This is a genomic window from Komagataeibacter diospyri (assembly GCF_043995075.1).
Lineage (GTDB): Bacteria > Pseudomonadota > Alphaproteobacteria > Acetobacterales > Acetobacteraceae > Komagataeibacter > Komagataeibacter diospyri.
In genome coordinates this window covers 3,061,968-3,082,186 of record NZ_CP171836.1, presented here as the reverse complement: position 1 = coordinate 3,082,186, position 20,219 = coordinate 3,061,968, and the positions used below count along the sequence as shown (strand labels likewise).

Annotated in this window: 12 protein-coding genes and 1 tRNA gene; 2 read left to right on the top strand and 11 right to left on the bottom strand. The window is 61.1% G+C overall.

The window, feature by feature from the left end; translation table 11 throughout:
* Position 1: 1 nt before the first annotated feature.
* The 9 genes from ACE2AA_RS14365 to ACE2AA_RS14325 form a co-directional block, all read right to left on the bottom strand.
* On the bottom strand, positions 2-2,206 hold the full coding sequence (locus ACE2AA_RS14365; RefSeq protein WP_395370234.1) for a beta-glucosidase: 2,205 nt from the start codon (positions 2,204-2,206) through the stop codon (positions 2-4).
* Between the two features lie 221 nt (positions 2,207-2,427).
* Entirely contained in the window at positions 2,428-2,898 is a 471-nt protein-coding gene (bcsD, locus tag ACE2AA_RS14360) for a cellulose biosynthesis protein BcsD (RefSeq protein WP_141262111.1), read from the bottom strand.
* The gene (locus tag ACE2AA_RS14355; RefSeq protein WP_395370232.1) at positions 2,898-6,887 is read right to left on the bottom strand and encodes a cellulose synthase subunit BcsC-related outer membrane protein; all 3,990 of its coding nucleotides are present in this window, start codon (positions 6,885-6,887) and stop codon (positions 2,898-2,900) included. The genes bcsD and ACE2AA_RS14355 overlap by 1 nt, the downstream gene beginning before the upstream one ends.
* A gap of 2 nt (positions 6,888-6,889) precedes the next feature.
* A complete protein-coding gene (locus ACE2AA_RS14350; RefSeq protein WP_227001099.1) occupies positions 6,890-9,304 on the bottom strand; it encodes a cellulose biosynthesis cyclic di-GMP-binding regulatory protein BcsB in 2,415 nt (804 codons plus the stop codon).
* A complete protein-coding gene (bcsA, locus tag ACE2AA_RS14345) occupies positions 9,291-11,528 on the bottom strand; it encodes a UDP-forming cellulose synthase catalytic subunit (protein WP_141262109.1) in 2,238 nt (745 codons plus the stop codon). The genes ACE2AA_RS14350 and bcsA overlap by 14 nt, the downstream gene beginning before the upstream one ends.
* A 187-nt stretch (positions 11,529-11,715) precedes the next feature.
* Positions 11,716-12,684: an endoglucanase gene (locus tag ACE2AA_RS14340; RefSeq protein WP_395370229.1), complete on the bottom strand. Its 969-nt coding sequence runs from the start codon at positions 12,682-12,684 to the stop codon at positions 11,716-11,718.
* Complete coding sequence (locus ACE2AA_RS14335; RefSeq protein ID WP_141262108.1) at positions 12,681-13,760, bottom strand: glycosyl hydrolase family 8; 1,080 nt, start codon at positions 13,758-13,760, stop codon at positions 12,681-12,683. The genes ACE2AA_RS14340 and ACE2AA_RS14335 overlap by 4 nt, the downstream gene beginning before the upstream one ends.
* A gap of 1,057 nt (positions 13,761-14,817) precedes the next feature.
* Positions 14,818-14,893 (bottom strand) — tRNA-Glu (locus tag ACE2AA_RS14330).
* 67 nt (positions 14,894-14,960) lie between these two features.
* Positions 14,961-15,317, bottom strand: a complete 357-nt coding sequence (locus ACE2AA_RS14325) for a hypothetical protein (RefSeq protein ID WP_141262107.1) — start codon at positions 15,315-15,317, stop codon at positions 14,961-14,963.
* A 48-nt stretch (positions 15,318-15,365) separates the two neighbouring features.
* On the opposite strand from ACE2AA_RS14325, the gene ACE2AA_RS14320 reads away from it, so the two are divergent.
* Together ACE2AA_RS14320 and rpoH are read left to right on the top strand one after the other, a co-directional pair.
* Entirely contained in the window at positions 15,366-16,337 is a 972-nt protein-coding gene (locus ACE2AA_RS14320) for an RluA family pseudouridine synthase (protein ID WP_141262106.1), read from the top strand.
* A 242-nt stretch (positions 16,338-16,579) separates the two neighbouring features.
* Complete coding sequence (gene rpoH, locus ACE2AA_RS14315) at positions 16,580-17,482, top strand: RNA polymerase sigma factor RpoH (RefSeq protein ID WP_141262105.1); 903 nt, start codon at positions 16,580-16,582, stop codon at positions 17,480-17,482.
* Between the two features lie 167 nt (positions 17,483-17,649).
* Here the strand turns inward: rpoH and ACE2AA_RS14310 are convergent, their stop codons facing one another.
* Positions 17,650-18,939, bottom strand: coding sequence for an adenylosuccinate synthase (locus tag ACE2AA_RS14310; protein ID WP_395370226.1), 1,290 nt, complete (start codon positions 18,937-18,939; stop codon positions 17,650-17,652).
* Between the two features lie 85 nt (positions 18,940-19,024).
* On the bottom strand, positions 19,025-20,176 hold the full coding sequence (locus ACE2AA_RS14305; protein ID WP_141262103.1) for an ATP phosphoribosyltransferase regulatory subunit: 1,152 nt from the start codon (positions 20,174-20,176) through the stop codon (positions 19,025-19,027).
* Between the last annotated feature and the right edge of the window lie 43 nt (positions 20,177-20,219).

Genomic DNA, 20,219 nt, shown 5'->3' with positions numbered 1-20,219 from the left:
CTCAGGGTGCCAGCGTGCGGCCAGACAGATGCACGCTCACCTGCTGGCTGTCATCCATGGCCGAATGACCCAGCCAGACCCGGAACCGGCCCGAGGGAATGTCCCAGCGGTCATGCTTGCCATCAAAATGGGCCAGCAGGCGCGGATCAACCTGCACCGAAACCTGACGGCTTTCACCCGGCGCCAGCTTGACGCGTTGCCAGCCCGCCAGCCTGCGCGCGCCACCGTCGGGCAGCCCGACATAAACCTGCGGCACATCCACGCCCGGACGCGTGCCGGTATTACGCACGTTGAACGTCACCGTCAGTTGCTTGTGGTGATACCCCGCCACCAGCCCGTCGGTTGCGAAAGTGGTGTAGGTCAGGCCATAGCCGAACGGATAGAGCGGCTTGAGGTGATTGCGGTCGAACCAGCGGTAACCGACATCGCTGCCTTCGTCGTAAACCAGCTCCTGATCGGTGTGGAACTGCATCTCGAACACGTTATTGGCGTTCACACCCGCGATATCGGGATGGGCCAGTTGGGATTCAGCCTGCGGGAAGGTCATGGTCAGATGGCCCGAGGGTGCGACCTTGCCAAACAGCAGCCGGGCGATGGCGGTCCCGCCGCCGGAACCGGGGAACCATGCCTCCAGCACGCCCGCAACACTGCCGTTCCACGGCATCAGCACCGGATCGCCGGTTTCCATGACCACGACGGTGCGCGGATTGGCGGCGGCGACGGCAGCGATCAGCGCATCGGCATTGCCGTCAAGGTGCATGTTCGGCGCGTCCATCCCCTCAAAGGTAAACTGTGTTGCATACACGACGGCGACATCGGCCGCGCGGGCGGCACGGACGGCAGCGGCGATATTCGTGCCCGGATCATAGGTGATATGGGCGGCCGGTGCTTCGGCCCGCATGGCCTTGAGCGGGGAAGACGGGAAGTAGACCGGATCGCCCGGCCAGTCCTTCTTGCCCGGTCCCTTGACCACCTCGCCCCCGATGGGATCGACCTGACTGGACCCACCGCCCGAAATCACGCCCACATCCGCATGGCCGCCAATGACCGCAATGCGCGCGGTGGGGGCCAGCGGCAGGATATTGCCCTCGTTACGCAGCAGGACCGCCCCCTCCTCCTCATCACGCTGGGCGACAAGGGTATCGGTCACGACATCCAGCGGGGCGCGCACGGGCGGATGGTCAACCAGCCCCTGCGCGAACAGGGAGCGGACGATACGCTGCGCCATGTCGTCAATACGCGACTGCGGCACGCGACCGGCCTTCACATCAGCGGCCAGCAGCGTGCGGAAATAGGGCCGTGCATCAGCATGGTCACCCGCGGATTCCTGATCAAGGCCAGCCAGCGCCGCACGGGCGGAGGAATGGGTCGCCCCCCAGTCGGACATGACAAAACCGGGATAATGCCAGTCCTGCTTCAGCGTCTTTGTCAGCAGGTACGGGCTTTCGCACGCATACAGGTCATTGACGCGGTTATAGGCACACATGACGGAACCGGGATGTCCCGTTTCGATCGCGATCTCGAACCCCAGCAGGTCGCTTTCGCGCATGGCGACAGGGTCGATATCGGCGCTCATGGTCATGCGCGATGTCTCAAGATCATTCATCGCGTAATGCTTTAGGGTGGAAATCACATGCTGTGACTGCACACCCGCAATGGTGCTGCCAACCATGCGACCGGTCTGCAGCGGATCCTCGCCCGCATATTCGAAATTGCGGCCACCACGCGGGTCACGGGTCAGGTCGGCCCCACCACCCAGCAGGACATTAAAACCCTGCTGCCATGCTTCACGACCAATCATGGCGCCTGCCTGGCGCGCCATGTCCATGTCCCACGAACTGGCGGTGGACAGACCCGATGGCAGGGAAACCGCCGCACCGTCCTTACGGATATGGGCCGGGTTACGCACGCCAAGCCCCGCATCCGAAATCTGCAGGTCAGGCAGGCCTGACCCGGCAGGTGCACGCAGGTAAGCCGCCGAACCAAGGCCGCCCGGCGGGGCAACACTGCCGTTGAACCCGCCGCCATCCACGCTGAACAGCAGGGACATCTTGTCTTCCAGGCTCATATGCGCGAGCACCTGCCGCGCCTTTTCATCCGCCGGGTCGGTCGAACCGTGCGCGGCATGGGCATGGGGGACGCCATGCGCCACCATCATGCCGCACGCCACGGCAGACAGCAGGGATATCTTGCGGGACAGTTTCATGCGGCAGGCTCCTCCTTGATGATAAGGGCAGCAGTGATGCGGGCCAGACCGCCCATCCGCCTGCTGCGGCAATATTACTGAAACACTCCACCTTTAATCCGCATGATCTAGCGCAAGGCTGGACTGGAAATTGGAGCGACAGGTGTAAAAAAACCCCACCTGCAGGCCATATACATGCCTGCGGGCGGGGTTTTGGAAACAGAACAGCCGGGCGGGCCGGATCAGTTGCTGTTGCTGCGGGTGCGCATATACAGGATGATGGTCTGGCTCGGGACGGAATTCAGGTCTTCCGCATCGATATCGCGGCTGACGACATAATCACCGAACGCACCGGGCTGCGACGTGATCCAGCGGCCGTACAGCCCTTCCAGCACCGGGGCCAGCCATGTGCCTGACGGCTCACCCGCGCTGCCAACCTGCGGCAGGTCTTCATGCACGATGCGCATGGCCTGTTCTTCCGCCAGCAGTTCCAGCTTCACATAGCCCCAGTTGATCATGCCCAGCAGGGCATTCAGTTCGATCTGCAACTGGTGAATGGTGTTGCACAGGGGCGGCTGCAGGCGACCAGCCATTCCGCGGCCGACCTCCCGCAACAGGTCATTTCTGACCTCGATCCCGGCCTGATCGTCAATTTCCCATGACAGGGCCTGCAAGAAAAGCGAGAAGTCCGGTTTTGCGTTGAAAGTTGTCATTACTGGTCCATAATAAGATAGTGTGCGGAAATCATGGCGCCGCTTTCAGTCCAGTTACCGGCCTTCTGCCAGCGCCCCGACAGATCAAGACGAAGATTGTGGGTAAATCGGTACCCTACCCTAGCATTGAAGCCACCCGTAAGACTAGCAATACTATCCCCGGGATAGTAGGCGCTGTTGACCGTTTCCTGTGAGAGATAATCAGAGCTTGTCGCGTTCGTCACGTAATTATTGGCCACATACTGCGCCCCCGACTGCAGCAACGAAGACGTGGGGAAGAACGGTGACGAATGTTCGTGGAAGACCTGATAGCCAACGGAAGCGTTCACGTCCCAGTCAAGCCGCTTGTGCTGACCGGCATAACGGATCGGAACGGTGGCTGCGTAATAGGACTGCGGCGAGAAGTAGCCGCCCTGTCCGTAGGTATAGAAATCCTGGTTGTTCGCATAACCGAAGTAGGTCAGGCTGACACCGATCCGCACCAGCATGTTGGCATTGTGCCACACCAGCGTATTGACGCCGATGCCCGCTTCACGCTCGTTATTGCTCCGCGTGTTCTTGCCGGTCTGGATTGCGTAGCCACCACCACCATATACGATGGTGTTGCCCAGCGTTGCCTCAACCTGCCCATGGAAGTGGTTGGTGACGACACCACCCCATTCCTGGCTCCACTGTGACGCCAGTTCCTTGCCGTACAGGCTACGGGCATAACGCCCGATGGCGGAATAATAGTTCGGGTCACGCAGGCCGCCATAGGACAGGACACTGTTGGTAATCGAACGCCGTTCGGCACTGACACGGAACGTGACCGGACCAACACGCGGCGAGAACTCGACCCCGCCCAGCACATTGGTGATGGGGAAGCCGATCGGTGACGCACCGACATCCGCCCGCACCCAGCTATTGCCAAACTGGACATCAGGCGCGAAGCCTGCTTCGCCCTGCCCGCCCTGTATCGCCTGGGTCTTGTAGCGGGTGGTGGAGTTCTGGTTCTGCCGGTTCATGTAAGTGGCGTACTGGTTCCACGCCTTTACCGCCATGTCGGTGCCATAGCGGGGCACGTCATAGACAGAATCACTATCAAGATCACCTGACCAGATCATGGTTGGCGTGAGCGAGAACGTCAGGCTGGACTCACCCGCCTGCAGCGGCAGGCGGCCCACGATGGGAATATTGGCTTCCGTCAGGCGGCCCATGCCGTGTTCACCCGAACGCGACCGGAACCCGAGGCCCCCGTCGATGGATGGAGCCAGGTTTTCACGCAGCGTGTTGATCTGCCCGGAAATGGAGGACAGCATCTGGTCCGATGCCTCGGGCGAGGTCGCTTCCATGCTGTAGGACCCACCGGTGACCGGCGCGCCCAGTTCCGTCTGCCGACCATAACCATGGTGCCGGAAAGGGTTGCTGGAAGGCGGCGCAAGCGCGTCCTGCTCGGCCCCGGCCGCACCGGCGCCCGCCGCCATGCGGGAACCCTCAACCTGCTGCAGGCGAAGGTCATAGGCCCGGCGCAGGTCCGCAATGGTCCGGTGGCCATGTCCGTCAGCCTGATCAGCCACGGCCATGCCCAGCCACGCACGGGCATCCATCGGACTTTCCTGCACACCATCCATCGCCAGTCGGGTCGCCAGGCTCTTGCGCCCGCTATTGACCGCAGCCTGCACCGCCGCCTGACGGGCATCAAGATCCTGCGGATTGTGGCGCAGCACCGCAAGGTCGATCTCCAGCGCCTTGCTCGCCTTGCCTTCACCATTGTACAGCCGGGCCAGCGCGAGTTTGGGGGAAGTCGCCTCCGGATCGGCGCGCAGCGCGGGGGCCAGATGATCGTAAGCCTGCGCCTGATCGCCACGCTGGTTCAGCAGGTCGGACTGGGCCACGGAAATACCCATGCGCAGCTGCTGCAGGGTCTGCTGCTGTTCAGGCAGCATCGCATTGCCCGTCCCGTTCCCGCTGCCATCGCCCAGGGGCGCAAGCAGACGGGCGGCAGCGACCGGATTGCTGATCTTCATGTATTCGGTGGCATAGGCCAGACGCTGCTCGGTCGACAGGTCGATCGTGCGTGTCGAGGCGATACGCAGCGCCATGCGGGCATGGACCATGTCGCCACGCAGGCGAAACAGGTCGGCCACGGCTACACCGCGCGCGCCCGTCGGGTCCGGCGGGGACAGGGCCTCACGGATCAGGGGTACCGGGTTGGGCACCATCGACAGGCGACTGGCCAGATCTTCCTTGATCTGCATTTCCTCGGCAATGGAACGGATGGCCGGGGAATAGTCCTCGGGCGACATGCCGGACAGTAGGCGGCGGGTCGCCGCATCATTGCCTGCGCCATAAGTATACAGGATGCCTGCCTGCCGGTCCTGTGCCGTAACCGGGTTGGCCAGAATCGGCTGCATGACACGGCCGGCTTCCGCCACGTCACCCTGCTGCTGCAGGGCGTTGGCAAGATTGATGCGCACCCACGGGTCGCGCGGTGCCTGTGTCATGGCTTCACGCAGGATGGAGACCTTACGTGCCGAATCCGACGTATGCGAGGCTGCGGCCATCAGGCCCGTCACCTCGATCTCGCCCACCTGTTCGGCATATTGCGGCCCGACGCGTGAAAGCAACTGGCGGGCTTCCGCCGTATTGCCCTGCGCCATGTCCACCCGCGCCAGTCCCATCAGGGCCAGCGGGCTGTTGGGGTCGCGCGCCAGAACGGAACGGTATGACTGCTCGGACGCATCAATCTGCCCGGTCGTGCGCTGCAGGTCCGCCAGCATCAGCGTCGCACCGGTGAACTGCCCCGGCTGGCGCGCCAGGGACGTCAGGCGCTGCTTGGCTTCGGTATATTCATGCGCCGCGATCATCTGGCGCACGGCGGCATAGTCACCACTGATTTCCATACCCGCCAGCGCGGGACGCCAGCGGTCAGCCGTCTTGGGGTCGGCCGCCATCGCTTCCTGGAAATAACGGCGTGCTTCCGCCGCGTCGCCCTGACGCATGCTGACCAGCCCCATGCCGCCCAGTGAATCCGCATCATGCGAATTGACCTGCAATGCGGACTGGAAGGACTGCTCGGCTGCGGAAAGACGCCCGGCGTTCAGCTGCTGGTAGCCTGCCTGACGTGCAAGACCCGCCTTGTCCGGCGGACCGCCGGGCGGGTGAAGCATGTGTTCCTTCAGCGCCGCATCATCGGGATGCGCCGCCAGCCACTGCTGCATGAGCGGCTGCGTCTCAGGGGTAACCGGCAGCCAGCTCAGTGTCTGTCGATAGGACTGGGTTGCAGCCGCGGCTTCGACCGGGGCCTGACTGCGGAACCCCTGCAGGTCCTTCAGTCGCGCCAAGCCTTCCATACGGGTCGGGGTATTGTATGTCAGTGCCTGCGCGAAGGCGAGCTGGGCACGGTAATCCTGCGGATTGGCTGCCACAACACTGGCCAGTCCCGCCCGTGCCTGATCCCAGTCGGCCGGCACGCCAGCCATTGTCTGGTAATATTCCACCGCCAGCGAATGGGGAGGCTTTCCACCATTGAACAGCTTCTGGTACCCCGCCACGGCCTGCGCGTTATGGCCTGAAGCCGCGAGCGAGCGGACCTGTGACAGGTCGGAAGTGGAGATGGAACGCTCATGCAGCAGGTCGGTCAGGCTGTTCGCGGCCGCACTGTTGGGTGCGACCTGCTGCAGGTGACGCAGGGTATCAGCGGCGGCTTCACGGTTGCCCATGGCCGTCTGGTATTCACCCTGAACCTCCAGCACGTCCGGAGAGTCGGGCGCAATCCGCTGCGCGTTCTGCAATGCCTGCCGGGCATTGTCATACTGCTGCTGCTGCAACCAGAAACGTGCCTGCTGCAGCAGGATCTGCCGGGGGGCTGCGGCCCCACCGGTAGCCTGCGCGCCAGTCATGGCCGTTGATGCCTGCTGCGCGCGGGCTACCGGCACAGCCATCATCACACCCATGCAACTGCTGGCAAGAAGGCCGGCAGAAAGTGAAAAGACGTATCGCCTACTCATGATCACGATTTCTGCCTTTCTTCCTGCAACTGCCGGCGACGGTACATCGCGTGGCGGAACAGTGCACGAACCAGGACAGCCACCACCAGCAGACAGCCGAACAGGCCGACCACAACCACACGGATGGGATGATTGTGCATATACCAGTCAGGCATGAGCCACATCGGCAGCGTGCCAACCGTATAAAGCGGTGAGCTGCGGTAGGATGTCAGGTCGTCGCCATGCGCCAGCACAAGATCACCCTGCACCTTCGCCTGATTTTTACGCTGCCCCAGGATCTGGACCAGATTATCCAGCCCCTGCCCATCAGCCGACAGCAGGGCCAGCACCGTACGACCGGAAGCCAGCGGTGATTCTGCTTCCACCATCGCGCCGACACCGCCGCTCAGGGTGGTTTCGACCTCGGTCGGACGGGTGCTGCTTATGACCGACATCGGATCCTGGAAGATGTTCCACACCCCGCTGAGGGTAGAACGCAGCCCCATGTGCAGCCGCCCGTCCGAAATCTGGTAAGCCGAGTTGGCCAGCAGCGAGGAGACTTCCCCACTGTTCGACAGGGTGGACAGGACAATCAGGTTCCGGTCCGCCACATCGCTTACATGGTCAGCCGACACGATATCGACACCCGATACGGGATACCAGGTCGTCGCCCCCATGAAACCCATGAGGTCGAGATAGGCGCTGACCACCGTGCCATTGGGATGATCCGGCAGCACCACGGCCGAACGCGACAGATCGGCATAGGTGGTGAACGGATACCCGGCACTGGCCATGTAAGCCAGGTTGGGCATGCGTGTGATGTGATAGGCGTTGGACAGGTCGATGGTTGAATCCGGATCAACCGACATGTGGATCAGGCTTGGCCCGGGACGGCAGCCTGGCTGTGTCAGGGGCGCTGCGTCAAAATAGAACTGCAGCTGATCCTGACCGAACACCATCCACGGCGGAATGGTCAGCGTATGCTGTTCCACGCCAGCGTTCTGGCTGCCCACGCCAACACGACGCAGCAGCTGGTCGACTGCGGAACTCTGCTCGCGCAGTGAATAGGACTGCAGATAGGTATTGTTGATACCGACATCCAGATGTGAACGCGCCACATCCAGGATCGGCCCATCCGGCGCACGGAAGCGCACATTCAGCTTGTACGGCCGGTCACGCCACGTATACAGGTCGGGGGACACGCGGAAGGGCACCGACAGGACACCCGGCGTATAGCCTTCCCCCTGCAATGCGCTGACAGGCACCAGTTCACCCAGCCGGACCGGACGGGTGGTGGGGATGAAGGACGGCGCGTCATTTGCGACGCGTGGTGCGACGTCAATCGGCGCCACGTCCATGCGGCTGGCGACTGGCAGGGCGCTGGAACCAAAACCGACCCCCTTGCTTGCGGTGATGACTTCGTCGCGGTCACGGCCCGTCACCAGCAGCAGCGTGCCATTGGGGTCGGACGGATTGGCGACCTCCATAAGGGTTGGCCCACTGATCGAAGGCCGTCCCAGTGCGGCAGGCAGTTCATCCGCCACACCGACCACAATGGCGTTGCCCGTCTGGGGAATGGTGGAGAAGACGGGGAAATTGACCCCACGGTAGTCGGTCTGCTGTCCGAACCACGACGCGATGATGCCGGATGCCTTGAGCACCTCGGGATCAAATGTCTGTGCAAGGACAAACGGAATGACCACTTTCTGCCTTACAGTCTTGTCAAAGAAAGGCTGCGGCAGCCGGGCCAGCTGGCGCCGGGGGGGAAGCGGTATGGTTGTGATCTGCAGTTGCGAATGTTCGGACACGCTGGCCCACTGCAGCCCGTTGGACGGGTCCGCGCATCCCTTCGACCCGGCGGCAAAGCTGAAATTCAGGCGGTTGCCGCTGACAAAGAAGATGGGATTGACGTCAAATGACAACGGACCAAATGCCGGATGCGACGGGTCAGGGCGCAAGGTACCGATATACTGTTCATTCAGCGTGATCGTAACCGCACTGTTGTCAGGCTGGAGGTTGGGCGACATCGCACCCGAGACCACCAGCCGTGCCGACGTTACCAGCTGGTCCGCCGGTATACCGAACTGCAGCCCCTGCAGCGGGGCCGCGCCGCGCATGGTCAATGCGCTTTGCGCACCCAGTTCCTTCAGGGAATAGGTATGAACGGTCGCGACATCGGAACCGGCACCTGCCGCATTTTCGGCATTGTCCAGTATCGCATCCGCGTTATTGGCCGCGTCCGCCGGGGTGGAGGCGGCAGCATTACTTCCCGTCTGTGCCTGGGGCTGCGCCACAGGGGTAGACGCAGGTAAGGGGGGCAGGTCACTACCCGCAGGCGGGGGCGCTGGCGCCCTGGATGCAATCGGGGCAGCCTGTGCTCCCGTTGCAAAGACCAGTAGCGCGATCAGGGACACCATTTTCATATCACGAGGCCGCACGACTGATCTTTCCTTCCTGTTTCTGACCACCCTGACTGGTTGTTGGCTCCCTACGCTCAACCGGCAGTGCAATTGGTTTTTTCTTGGGACGACTATGGGCAATCATCTGACCCTTCCTGCGGAACAGTGCCTTGATGCTGAGGATCAGACTCCACAGGCTTCGTAACGGCCGGTCATCCTCATAATTATTCCACTGCAGCCAGGCATCAGCACGCCCGAACACGAACCGGACCACGGCTGCTTCAACCTGAATGTTATTGATCGACCATGTGAACACGGCCTTGCCCCGGGCACTACGGATCATGGTGGCCGGAAGGTTCACCTCCTCGCCATCCAGTACCGCATGGATCACGACCTGTACAGGCTGGTCCGGGGTAACATCGCGCCAGGGCATGTGGATCGCCACACCACCCATGGAAACGTCCTCGGTAATGCCGTGGCTTGAATTGCCTTCGTAATCATAAACCGTAACGGGAATCTGGGCTTCAATACGGTGACTGTGGCGGATCTGCTTGGTTTCACGACCCACGGCAATGGCCGCCAGCAGTATGATCAGGCTGATCATCGACCAGATGCAGTTCAGCGCGTAAGCACGTTCCGAAATAATGTCCAGATGCTGAAAAATCAGCGCATATGCCCCGCGCAGCAGGCCAAGGGCCATGATGCAGGCGAAGATGATGTTCGGATAGGTGGCGCCAAGATCGAATTCCTCGTGCTCCAGAACACCACCTTTTTCCGTCACGTTGAACTTGCCCTTGGAGGGGAACATCATCGTTACGATGGTCACACGCACCAGGAACAGCGCCATGACGGTTTCGTACACTTCACTCCAGAACGAATAACGCCAGCCCTTGTTGACTTTCGCCGCCGTCGCGATGGAATGGAACATATGCGGAATGGCGTAGGCCAGCACCGCCAGCGGGGACGCGGCGATGATGTTCTGGTTGAAGAACAGGAAGGCCAGCGGGGACGCAAGGAAGATGACGCGGGGAATGGCGAAGAAGAACGACGTCATGGCCGACAGGTAACACAGCCGCTGCCCCAGTTTCAGTCCCGGTCCCATCATCGGATTGTCGACACGGAAAATCTGGATCATGCCACGGGCCCAGCGCATACGCTGACCGATATGCGTGACAAGGCGTTCAGTCGCCAGACCACTGGCCAGCGGAATGCGCAGGTAGGCGGTTGACCATCCCTTGCGCTGCATGCGCAGCGCGGTATGGGCGTCTTCCGTCACGGTTTCTGTTGCAAAGCCGCCGATTTCCTCAATCGCCTTACGCCGCAGGATGGCGCACGAACCGCAGAAAAAGGTCGCATCCCAGAAGTCGTTACCGTCCTGAATAACACCGTAGAACAGGTTGCCTTCCGGCGGGGTACGGTACCCCACGGCCAGGTTACGCTGGAACGGGTCAGGGGAATAGAAGTGATGCGGGGTCTGCATCAGGGCGATCTTCGGATCCTCGACCATCCAGCCCATCGCGATCTGCAGGAACGCACGCGTCGGGATATGGTCACAGTCCAGGATGAGGATGTAATCGCCTGTCGTATGCTTGATGGCGTAGTTGAGGTTGCCGGCCTTGGCATGCGCGTTATCGGGACGGGCGATATAGCGCGCGCCGCATTCTTCGGCAAAGCGGGCGAATTCCTCACGCTTGCCGTCATCCAGAATGTAGACGTTTACCTTGTCGGGTGGCCAGTCGATACCCAGCGCACCCAGAACCGTCAGGCGTACGATCCCCAGCGATTCATCGTAGGTCGGGATAAAGATATCAACGGTGGGCCAGTCATCCGGGTTGGGTGACATCGGCAACGGGGCGCGATGAAGGGGTGAAATCGTCTGGAAATAACTGAGGAACAGCATGTACAGCGCATACAGTTCCGCCAGCAGCAGGGTAACGCCCAGTCCGCCCTGTATCCAGGTATCGAAGTCCAGCGTTTCTGTCAGGCGCCATGTCAGGTACCGCAGCGATACCAGCGCCGAAAGCACTTCAAGAAAGACCTGGGTACGGCGGCTTTTACGCCGGCCGACGATGAAAAATACCGCAATACATATTAATGCCACAATCAACTGTTCATTTATCGACAGCGTGACGGTAGTGGCGGCGAGCAGGGCAAAAATCCCCACAGCCCCAACTATGTAACTGGCACCGCGCGGTGCCAGTATCTTATTGGAAAAACGGCCGAACCGACTTTCCGCAGGCGCTGACGACTGAACCTCTGACATCAATAACTCGTCCGGTTAATAAATACTGATAAAACAGATAGTTACGTTCAAAAGAAAACCGTCAGACGCATCTGGTCCGTCATGTCGCCTTTCTGCCCGCGTGGCCTGCGGGTCATACGGGGATCATCCCCATTCCTTTTTGCCATCACGGGCTGGCCTGCCATCATGTCCAGCCCGCCGATGCAGCTTAGGATTCCCCGTTTTCTTCTTCGCGCTTGCGCAGCAGGGCTTCACGCAGGCTTGGCTTGGGGATCAGACGATCCGTGGCCCGGCCTCCCAGAGTCATGAAAACTTCCGTAAGCGTCGGGGAATTGTCCGTCGGGGCCGGGGACCGTCCCGTACTGTTGTTCCATGAATTCTTGTCTAATTTGGTCATCGTGGTCACCTTGGAAACAGGTTTGGGAACAGGCGGTGATGTCGGCACCGGGGTGGATTGGAACAACCGGGCCATCTGGGTCAGGTCGCCTGCCTTGGCAAAGAAGAATCCAGGCCCTGTCGGGCGCTGTCCACGACGCTGCTGCGCCTTGGGTACAGGGGCCCAGTCATCTGTCGCGGTGACCACCGGTTCGGACGCTTCAACCGCGAAGGGCGCGGACTGCACCGGTGCCGGGCGTGGCGGCACGTGGGCAGCAGGCGCTTCGGTAAACGGCGGCAGGCCACGTCGCTCCTGACCACCCGACTGCACGACATCCGCTGCCGAAGCAACAGGATTCGGCCGAGGCGCAGGCCGCACCACGGTTTCCGGCGGCGGAGGGGGCGGAGCCACGGTCTCAGCCACGGGGGGCTGGGGCGCATGCACGACTTCCGGCGCCATTGGCGGTGGCGGCGCGGGCGGCGCAGAAAGTATTTCGGGGGATGCTACGACTGGCGGGGCCACAGGTTCCGGTTCCGGCTCGGCGGCGGGAACGTGCGGTTCCGGTTCGGCATACTGATCTTCAGTGTAGGCATGAACGTCGTGCGCGTCTTCATGAACGGACTCTTCCGGGTCTTCCACGGGCATATCCCGCACGACAGGGCGGAAGGAATGGTAATGAAACCCCTCCCCGCTCAGACCGTAACCAGCCGTAAGCATGCGGGACACATCCTGTGGATTGTCCATGTCCACAGTCGGGCGAGGCGCCTGTGCTCCTGCCACTTCCTTATCGGCTGAACTCACATTCCACCTCCCTCGGCACGGGCGATATAGACCAGCAATGTAAGCGCTGCGGAATAGTAATCCGGCGCATTATCCAGCGTAGGCAGTTCCCCTGCCGATGCCAGACCCGAACACGACGCGACGGCCAGATAGCCGGGCGGTGCATTATAGGGCGACCGCGAACCATTTGTCAGGTCAATCCAGCCCGGCAGCGCCGATGCGCCAAAATGGTTCCAGAAACGCGTGAAGTCAGCCAGAAGCTCCGGTGACAGCATATGCGCCCAATACAGGTAGAGCGGCACGCGAATCGCATCAAAGGAGAAACGCGGCGGCCAGCCCTTGGCTATGGAAAAGGCACCGGTCTGTCGATTGATTGACAGCCAGTCCGGCGGAAGCTTCCATTGCCCGAATCGTCCCTTGCCGATAATGCGCAGGCCATTTTCCATTACGGTCTGCCACCGCGGATCGGCCGACAGCTCAAACGCCTGCATGAGCGAGGGCATGACGTAATAGGAAAGGTTGAGAGTGACCGCATCCTTGGTGACGAATCCGGTCGCACCGGGCAGCAGCACCTCATAGGGGCCGACCTTCATGGTCATGAGCTTCAGCACATCGGCATAAATGGCCATAGCGTCCTGAATATAGTCGGCCCGCTTCCAAAGCCTGCCGGCCCGTGCCAGGCCAAGCGCAATCAGCAGATCGCCATCGGTAGCGTTGTTCTTGTCCGCGACCGGCGGGTTATGCCCGTCCAGGTAGCGCCAGGAAAACAGGGCATCGGTCTTGTGCTGGAGATTGGTGCGCGCCCACACCCATATCGCCTCGAATGCCGCCTGATCGCCAGCGGTGGCGGCGAAAAGCATGCCATAGCCCTGCCCCTCGCTGTGGGATTCGCCGCTGTTGCCGGTATCAACGATACGGCCATCGGGATGGAAATATTTGCTGCGGAAAATGGCCCACTGCTGATTCACTGCCGTGCCGTCACCTGCTTCAGCCGCTGAAATAAAAGGAATGCTGCCTGCTGCCGCCATGACGGACAGAAAGGAGCGACGCCCCATCCCGGATACATGCTTCTGCAGCTTCATAAAATCCAACAGCATTGATCACCACACACTTCAGAAATCCGAACCGATGCAACCACAGGCAGGAACTGGTGTTCAATTCCATACCCGGTCGCACCCATGACGCCTTAATCGCAAACTCCCCTATCCTGCAAGCCGGACATGGCCGTGACGAGACAGACTTTATTACGGAAGAGAAGCATAACGTCTTACCTCCCGGTGGTGAAACAGTCACCAGCGCCCTTACGGACCGGAAAGGTGAGAAAGTTGCATTTTTATCACGTCAGGCCCGCGAGCTCCCCAAAAAATCCCGTTGATTATTCCAGAAAAAATCAAAAAGAGAGATATGGAAAACGATCGGGTTCCAATATGCTGCCATCCGTCCGGAAATTAAAAGATGGAAAATATTTTTAAATTTCAGGGCAAATTGACCTGGATCAATGTTTTTCACGCAAACTGCATAGGCACCGATATAAGATGCCTTTATTATATATTAATATGAAAAACATCACCATGCCATAGATTGATTGCCCTTCTGATAAAAAATAACTGTCGAAATACTGTAATACATAGGGAAAAGCCGCCTTACGGCGGGCTTTCATTCAACACTCATGGGCATGAAGCCCATTGTGGATAATATGCAGTGGTAGCGCCACATCCCGATCCATCGGGGCAGGCCACAAGACCCTTGTCTGCGGATACACGCAGACAGACAATACTCACACCGAACATTTCATATACTGAACGGATAATTCATTTATATTTTGCATAACACCATGCCTTTCCCAGAAGACAGTCCTGCAAATGATGAAGAAGTTTTTCGGTGAAGTTTTTTTGAAAAAATGGCGCTGAAAAATAAACATTATTTATCAACGCGATATTCAAAACAGGTTCGTGACATACGGCCAAAGTCCGCTGCCCGTGCCTGATTTACAAAAATGATGACGTTCCCTGCCTGTGGCCGCGCGCCATATGCACTTTATCATGCCGCGATGATATGGCGGAGCCAGCCTGCATGCGGACTACTGGATGTCCGTCATCATCCGGCCACGCAGGCAGGTTGCCCATTGCATAACGAAAAACCGTGGGAAATATCTGGCGTCCCGTACGGGATTCGAACCCGTGTTGCCGCCGTGAGAGGGCGGTGTCCTAGGCCTCTAGACGAACGGGACAAAGGCCGGTGCCGCGTTCTATGCGATCACCCGTGGGGATGCAAGGAAAGAATTGTGGCCCATCCCATCAGGGGCGGCCAACCACCAGTCGGGCCACGATACGTCGGCCTGCCGGGTCCCACACCACCACACGGTCCGCACCACCACCACTCAGCACCACCGCCAGCAGCCCATCAGGGCGGGCCGTCACCGCCTGCACATGTGTGCCCGGCGCTTCATCCATCACCAGATCCCCCGGCACGCCTGGCCCTGCAACGACCGGCGCAGCTACCGTTACCATCCCGGCCACTGCAGCGGTCGGGGCGGGCACCGGGTGCATCATGCGATGCACCAGCACGCCCACCAGCGCCAGCGAGCCTATGAACAGCAGAACCCCCATGCCGATCACCGCCGCAAGCAGCGCCCGCGATCCCTGTTTTTCCATTATGTGCTTTCCGTTCCCGAATACCGTTTTTTCCGATAGACACATGCCATGAGTGACACTGCCCCCCCACCCCCCGTCATCGCCACCGCCGATGACGCAGGCCAGCGCACGGACCGCTTCATGGCCAATGCGGTCGAAAGCCTTTCGCGCTCACGCGTCAAGTCGCTTATGGAAAGCGGGCACCTGTTGCGCAATGGCAGCCCGCTGCGTGATCCGGCGGAACCCGTGCGGGCAGGCATGTGTTATGAAATTCACATCCCCCCCGCAATCCCCACCACGCCACAGGGGCAGGATATCGCACTGGACATATTATATGAGGACCGCGACCTGATCGTGCTGGACAAACCTGCGGGCATGGTTGTCCACCCCGCCCCGGGCAATGAGGACGGTACCCTGGTCAACGCCCTGCTGGCCCACTGCGGCGAAGGGCTGACCGGAATCGGGGGCGAAAGGCGGCCGGGAATCGTCCACCGGCTGGACAAGGACACATCGGGCATCATGGTGGCGGCCAAGACTGAAATGGCGCATCAGGCACTTTCCCTCGCCTTTGCCGAACGCAGGATCGACCGGGCTTACCAGGCCGTCTGCTGGGGCATCCCCTCGCCTGCCAACGGCTCGTTCGATGGCGCGATCGGACGTGACCGACGCGATCGCAAGCGCATGGCGGTGATTGCCAACGGCGGTGGCAAGGTGGCGCTGACCCATTACCGGGTGCTGGACACGTTCCATGGCGGCCTGGCCCATGTGGAATGCAAACTTGCGACCGGGCGCACCCACCAGATCAGGGTACATTTCGCCCATGCCGGACACGCGCTGGTGGGCGACCCTGTCTATCTGCGCCGGATTCCGGCCGCTGCCCGTGGCCTGCCGCCCGCAGCGAAAGAGGCGGCACTGGATTTTCCCCGTCAGGCGCTTCACGCCCGCAGGCTGGGATTCGTTCATCCCCGCACAGGTGAGCAGATGCTGTTCGAGACCGCTCCACCGGAAGACTTCCGTCACCTGCTGTCCAGTATTGCCTGATTTGCAGGCATATTCATTGACACAATGGGGCGAAATGCCTATGTTCGGTGATTGTTCGCCGGGGCCGACGCCCCCAGGCTAACTGGACGTCCTGTATAAAACTGCCCATGACGGGGGTCATATACAGGGACGTGAGATGTCCAGTCGTGCGTCTAGCAGAGAGACGATGCAACCCTTCCGGTCACGGTTACGTTAGACCGGGTTAAAGCTGTCCCGTCCCTCTGGAACAGGAGTCCGTTACAATGGCCTCTTCTGCTTCTGCCCTTATTTCCGGTCCCGAAAACAACCTGTCCAAATACCTTCGGGACATCCGCAAGTTTCCCATGCTCTCCCCCGAGGAGGAGCTTCGTCTGTCGCGCCGCTGGAAGGACAAGGGCGACACCGAAGCCGCGCATAAGCTTGTCACCTCCCACCTGCGTCTCGTCGCCAAGATCGCCATGGGCTATCGCGGTTACGGCCTGCCGGTGGGCGAACTGATCAGCGAAGGCAATATCGGGATGATGCAGGCGGTCCGCCGGTTCGACCCCGACCGTGGCTTCCGTCTGGCGACATATGCCATGTGGTGGATCCGTGCCGCGATACAGGAATACATCCTGCATAGCTGGTCACTGGTGAAGATCGGCACAACCGCTGCACAGAAAAAACTGTTCTTCAACCTGCGTCGCCTCAAGGGGCAGATGCAGGCCATTGATGATGGTGACCTGCAGCCCGAACAGGTCAACAAGATCGCCCAGTCCCTCGGCGTGCCCGAACAGGACGTGGTGAACATGAACCGCAGGCTTGCCGCCCCCGACCATAGCCTGAATGCGCCGCTGCGTATGGATGGCGAGGGGGAATGGCAGGACTGGCTGGTTGATGACAACGACAACCAGGAAGAAACCCTTGCCCAGAGCGAGGAATATTCCGGCAGGCAGGCACTTCTGGCCAATGCCATGAAGTCACTGAACGACCGTGAACGTCATATCCTGACCGAACGGCGGCTCAAGGACGAACCGGCGACGCTGGAAGAACTGTCCCATGTCTACAACATCTCGCGCGAGCGCGTGCGCCAGATCGAGGTCCGTGCCTTTGAAAAGGTGCAGACCGCGATGAAGGCGGAAGTCGCCACCCGCCGCGCGAAACACGAGGCACAGCCCGAAGCCTGACCATCTTTTCCCGATAAAAAAGCCCCGCACGCTTCTGGCGTTGCGGGGCTTTATTTGTCTGTGACGGCCATAATAAAGAAGTTTCTGGTGCAGCCTTTTCAAAAAGCTTCAAAGAACGCCGCCTTTTTTCAAAAAGGCGGCGCCCAGAAACTTTCATGACTTTTCGATCAGTCCTCGAACGGATCACGCATCAGGATGGTGTCATCACGTTCGGGGCTGGTGGACAGCAGGGTCACAGGTGCTTCAACCAGTTCCTCAATCCGACGGACATACTTGATGGCCTGCGCGGGCAGTTCGGCCCAGGAGCGCGCGCCCTTGGTGCTGTCCTTCCAGCCTTCCATCGTCTCGAATACCGGGCGGATACGCTGCTGCGCGCCGGGGGCTGACGGGAAGGACGTAATCTTCCTGCCATCCAGTTCGTAACCGACGCAGATGCTGATTTCGTCCAGACCGTCAAGCACATCCAGCTTGGTCAGTGCCAGGCCGTTCACGCCACCCACGCGCACCGCACGGCGCACCAGCACGGCGTCAAACCAGCCACAGCGGCGGGGGCGGCCCGTCACGGTACCGAATTCATGCCCGCGCTCACCCAGCGTACGGCCCATCTGGTCATGCAGTTCGCTGGGGAACGGCCCCTCACCCACGCGCGTGGTGTAGGCCTTGGCGATACCCAGCACGAAACCGATGCTGGTGGGTCCCACACCAGCACCCGTACCCGCATTGGCCGCGACAGTGTTGGAACTGGTCACGAACGGGTAGGTACCGTGGTCCACGTCCAGCATCACGGCCTGCGCGCCCTCGAACAGGATGCGCGAACCACTGCGGCGGCTGTCATCCAGCAGGTCCCATACCGGGGCCATGAAGGGCAGCACACGGGGCGCCACGCCGTTGAGGAAGTCCAGCAGTTCCCGCTTGGTAAACGTATCCGCGCCAAGACCCTTCAGCAAGGTGTTGTGGTGCAGCAGCAGTTCGTCCAGCTTCCAGTCCAGCGTTTCCGGTTCGGCCAGATCACACAGGCGGATGGCGCGACGGGCCACCTTGTCTTCATACGCCGGGCCGATGCCACGGCCCGTGGTGCCGATCTTGCGCTCGCCGCGCGCGGCTTCACGCGCACGGTCCAGCGCGCCATGCACCGGCAGGATCAGAGGCGCGTTTTCAGCAATCTTCAGCGTCTCGGGCGTGACCTTCAGGCCCTGCGCCGTTACGCGATCGATTTCCTTCAGCAGCGCTTCGGGATCAACCACCACGCCATTGCCGATTACGCCCATCTTGCCACGCACCAGGCCGGACGGCAGCAGGGACAGCTTGTAGGTCTGCTCGCCCACAACCAGCGTATGGCCCGCATTGTGGCCACCCTGGAAACGCACGACCACGTCGGCCCGGCTGGCCAGCCAGTCCACAATTTTTCCCTTGCCCTCGTCACCCCACTGGGTGCCGATCACGGTGACGTTGGACATTTCATGCTCCTTGATATGCTGACCGACCGGAACACAGGCAACCAGCCGGAAAAAACCCTGTTATTTTAAACGACTAACAAAAACTTCAGATGCCATCCACCGGCATGGGCTGACCATCAACCACCACCAGCGCGCAGGACAGGCGTTGCGCCTCGGCCCGCGCATCGCCTTCATCGCCCAGCGCGCTGACGGTGGCATAGCCCCCCGCACGCAGGCTGGCGCCCACCTCTGGCACTGTCCCCCATGGCAGGAACACACGTGTCCGGCATGGCAGCGGCGGGGCCGCGCGCAGGATAATGTCGGGCCGCAGGGTCAACCCGCAGGCCGGTTCATCATTATTGGACAGGTAACGGCCGCCCCGACCCAGTTCTTCGCGCTGGCCTGCGGCATATACGCTGACGCATACGCCGGTATGGTACTGCCAGCCACGGAATTCCACTGGGTCCACTGTCAGGCGGATGCCCGGTACACGCGCCTCGATCGCGGCGACCGTGGCCGCCAGCCGGGCGCTGTGAACGCGTACTGCGGGCGGCAGATCCACCGCCGCCAGTTCCGCAAGCGCCCCATGGGCCGGACCGGCCGCATGCAGCAGGCGGATCAGCACCGGGGCCAGATCGCCGCCATGACGTTCCACGGCGGCAGCATCCTTGCGGTCCAGCGCGCGCATCAGCATCCCGCGCACATGCGCATCAAAGCCCCCGGCATCCACCAGCGCAGTGGTCAGCGCGGGCATGGTCAGGTCAAAGGACACGCCCTGCACCCGCAACGTGGCGAGACATTCGGCTGCAAGCGCCACGATTTCCGCATCTGCTTCCGGCTGGTCAGGACCGATCAGTTCCACCCCGGCCTGCGAGATCTGGCGTTCGCCATCGCCCCGGTTACTGTCCATGAGGATACACGGCCCGGCATAGGCCAGACGCAGGGGACGCGGCACATCGGGCAGCCGTGTTGCGGCAATGCGCGCGATCTGGGGCGTCATGTCGGGACGCAGCGCCATCATGCGCCGCGTGTCAGGATCCATCAGGCGAAAGGTCTGTTCCGCCACGGCAGCACCCGAACCCGATAGCAGCGTTTCCTCGAATTCCAGCAGCGGTGGCGTTACGCGATCATACCCATGGGCCGCGAAAACGCGCATCAGCGTCTCAACCCCCGCCGCCTCGGCCTCGGCCTCGGGGGGGAGCCTGTCCACGAAGCCTGCGGGCAGCAGCGCGGGGTTGAACGGCGGATCATCAGTCATATCGGGGGCCTATCGTGCTGCATCATGCCCGCAGTGACAGCCG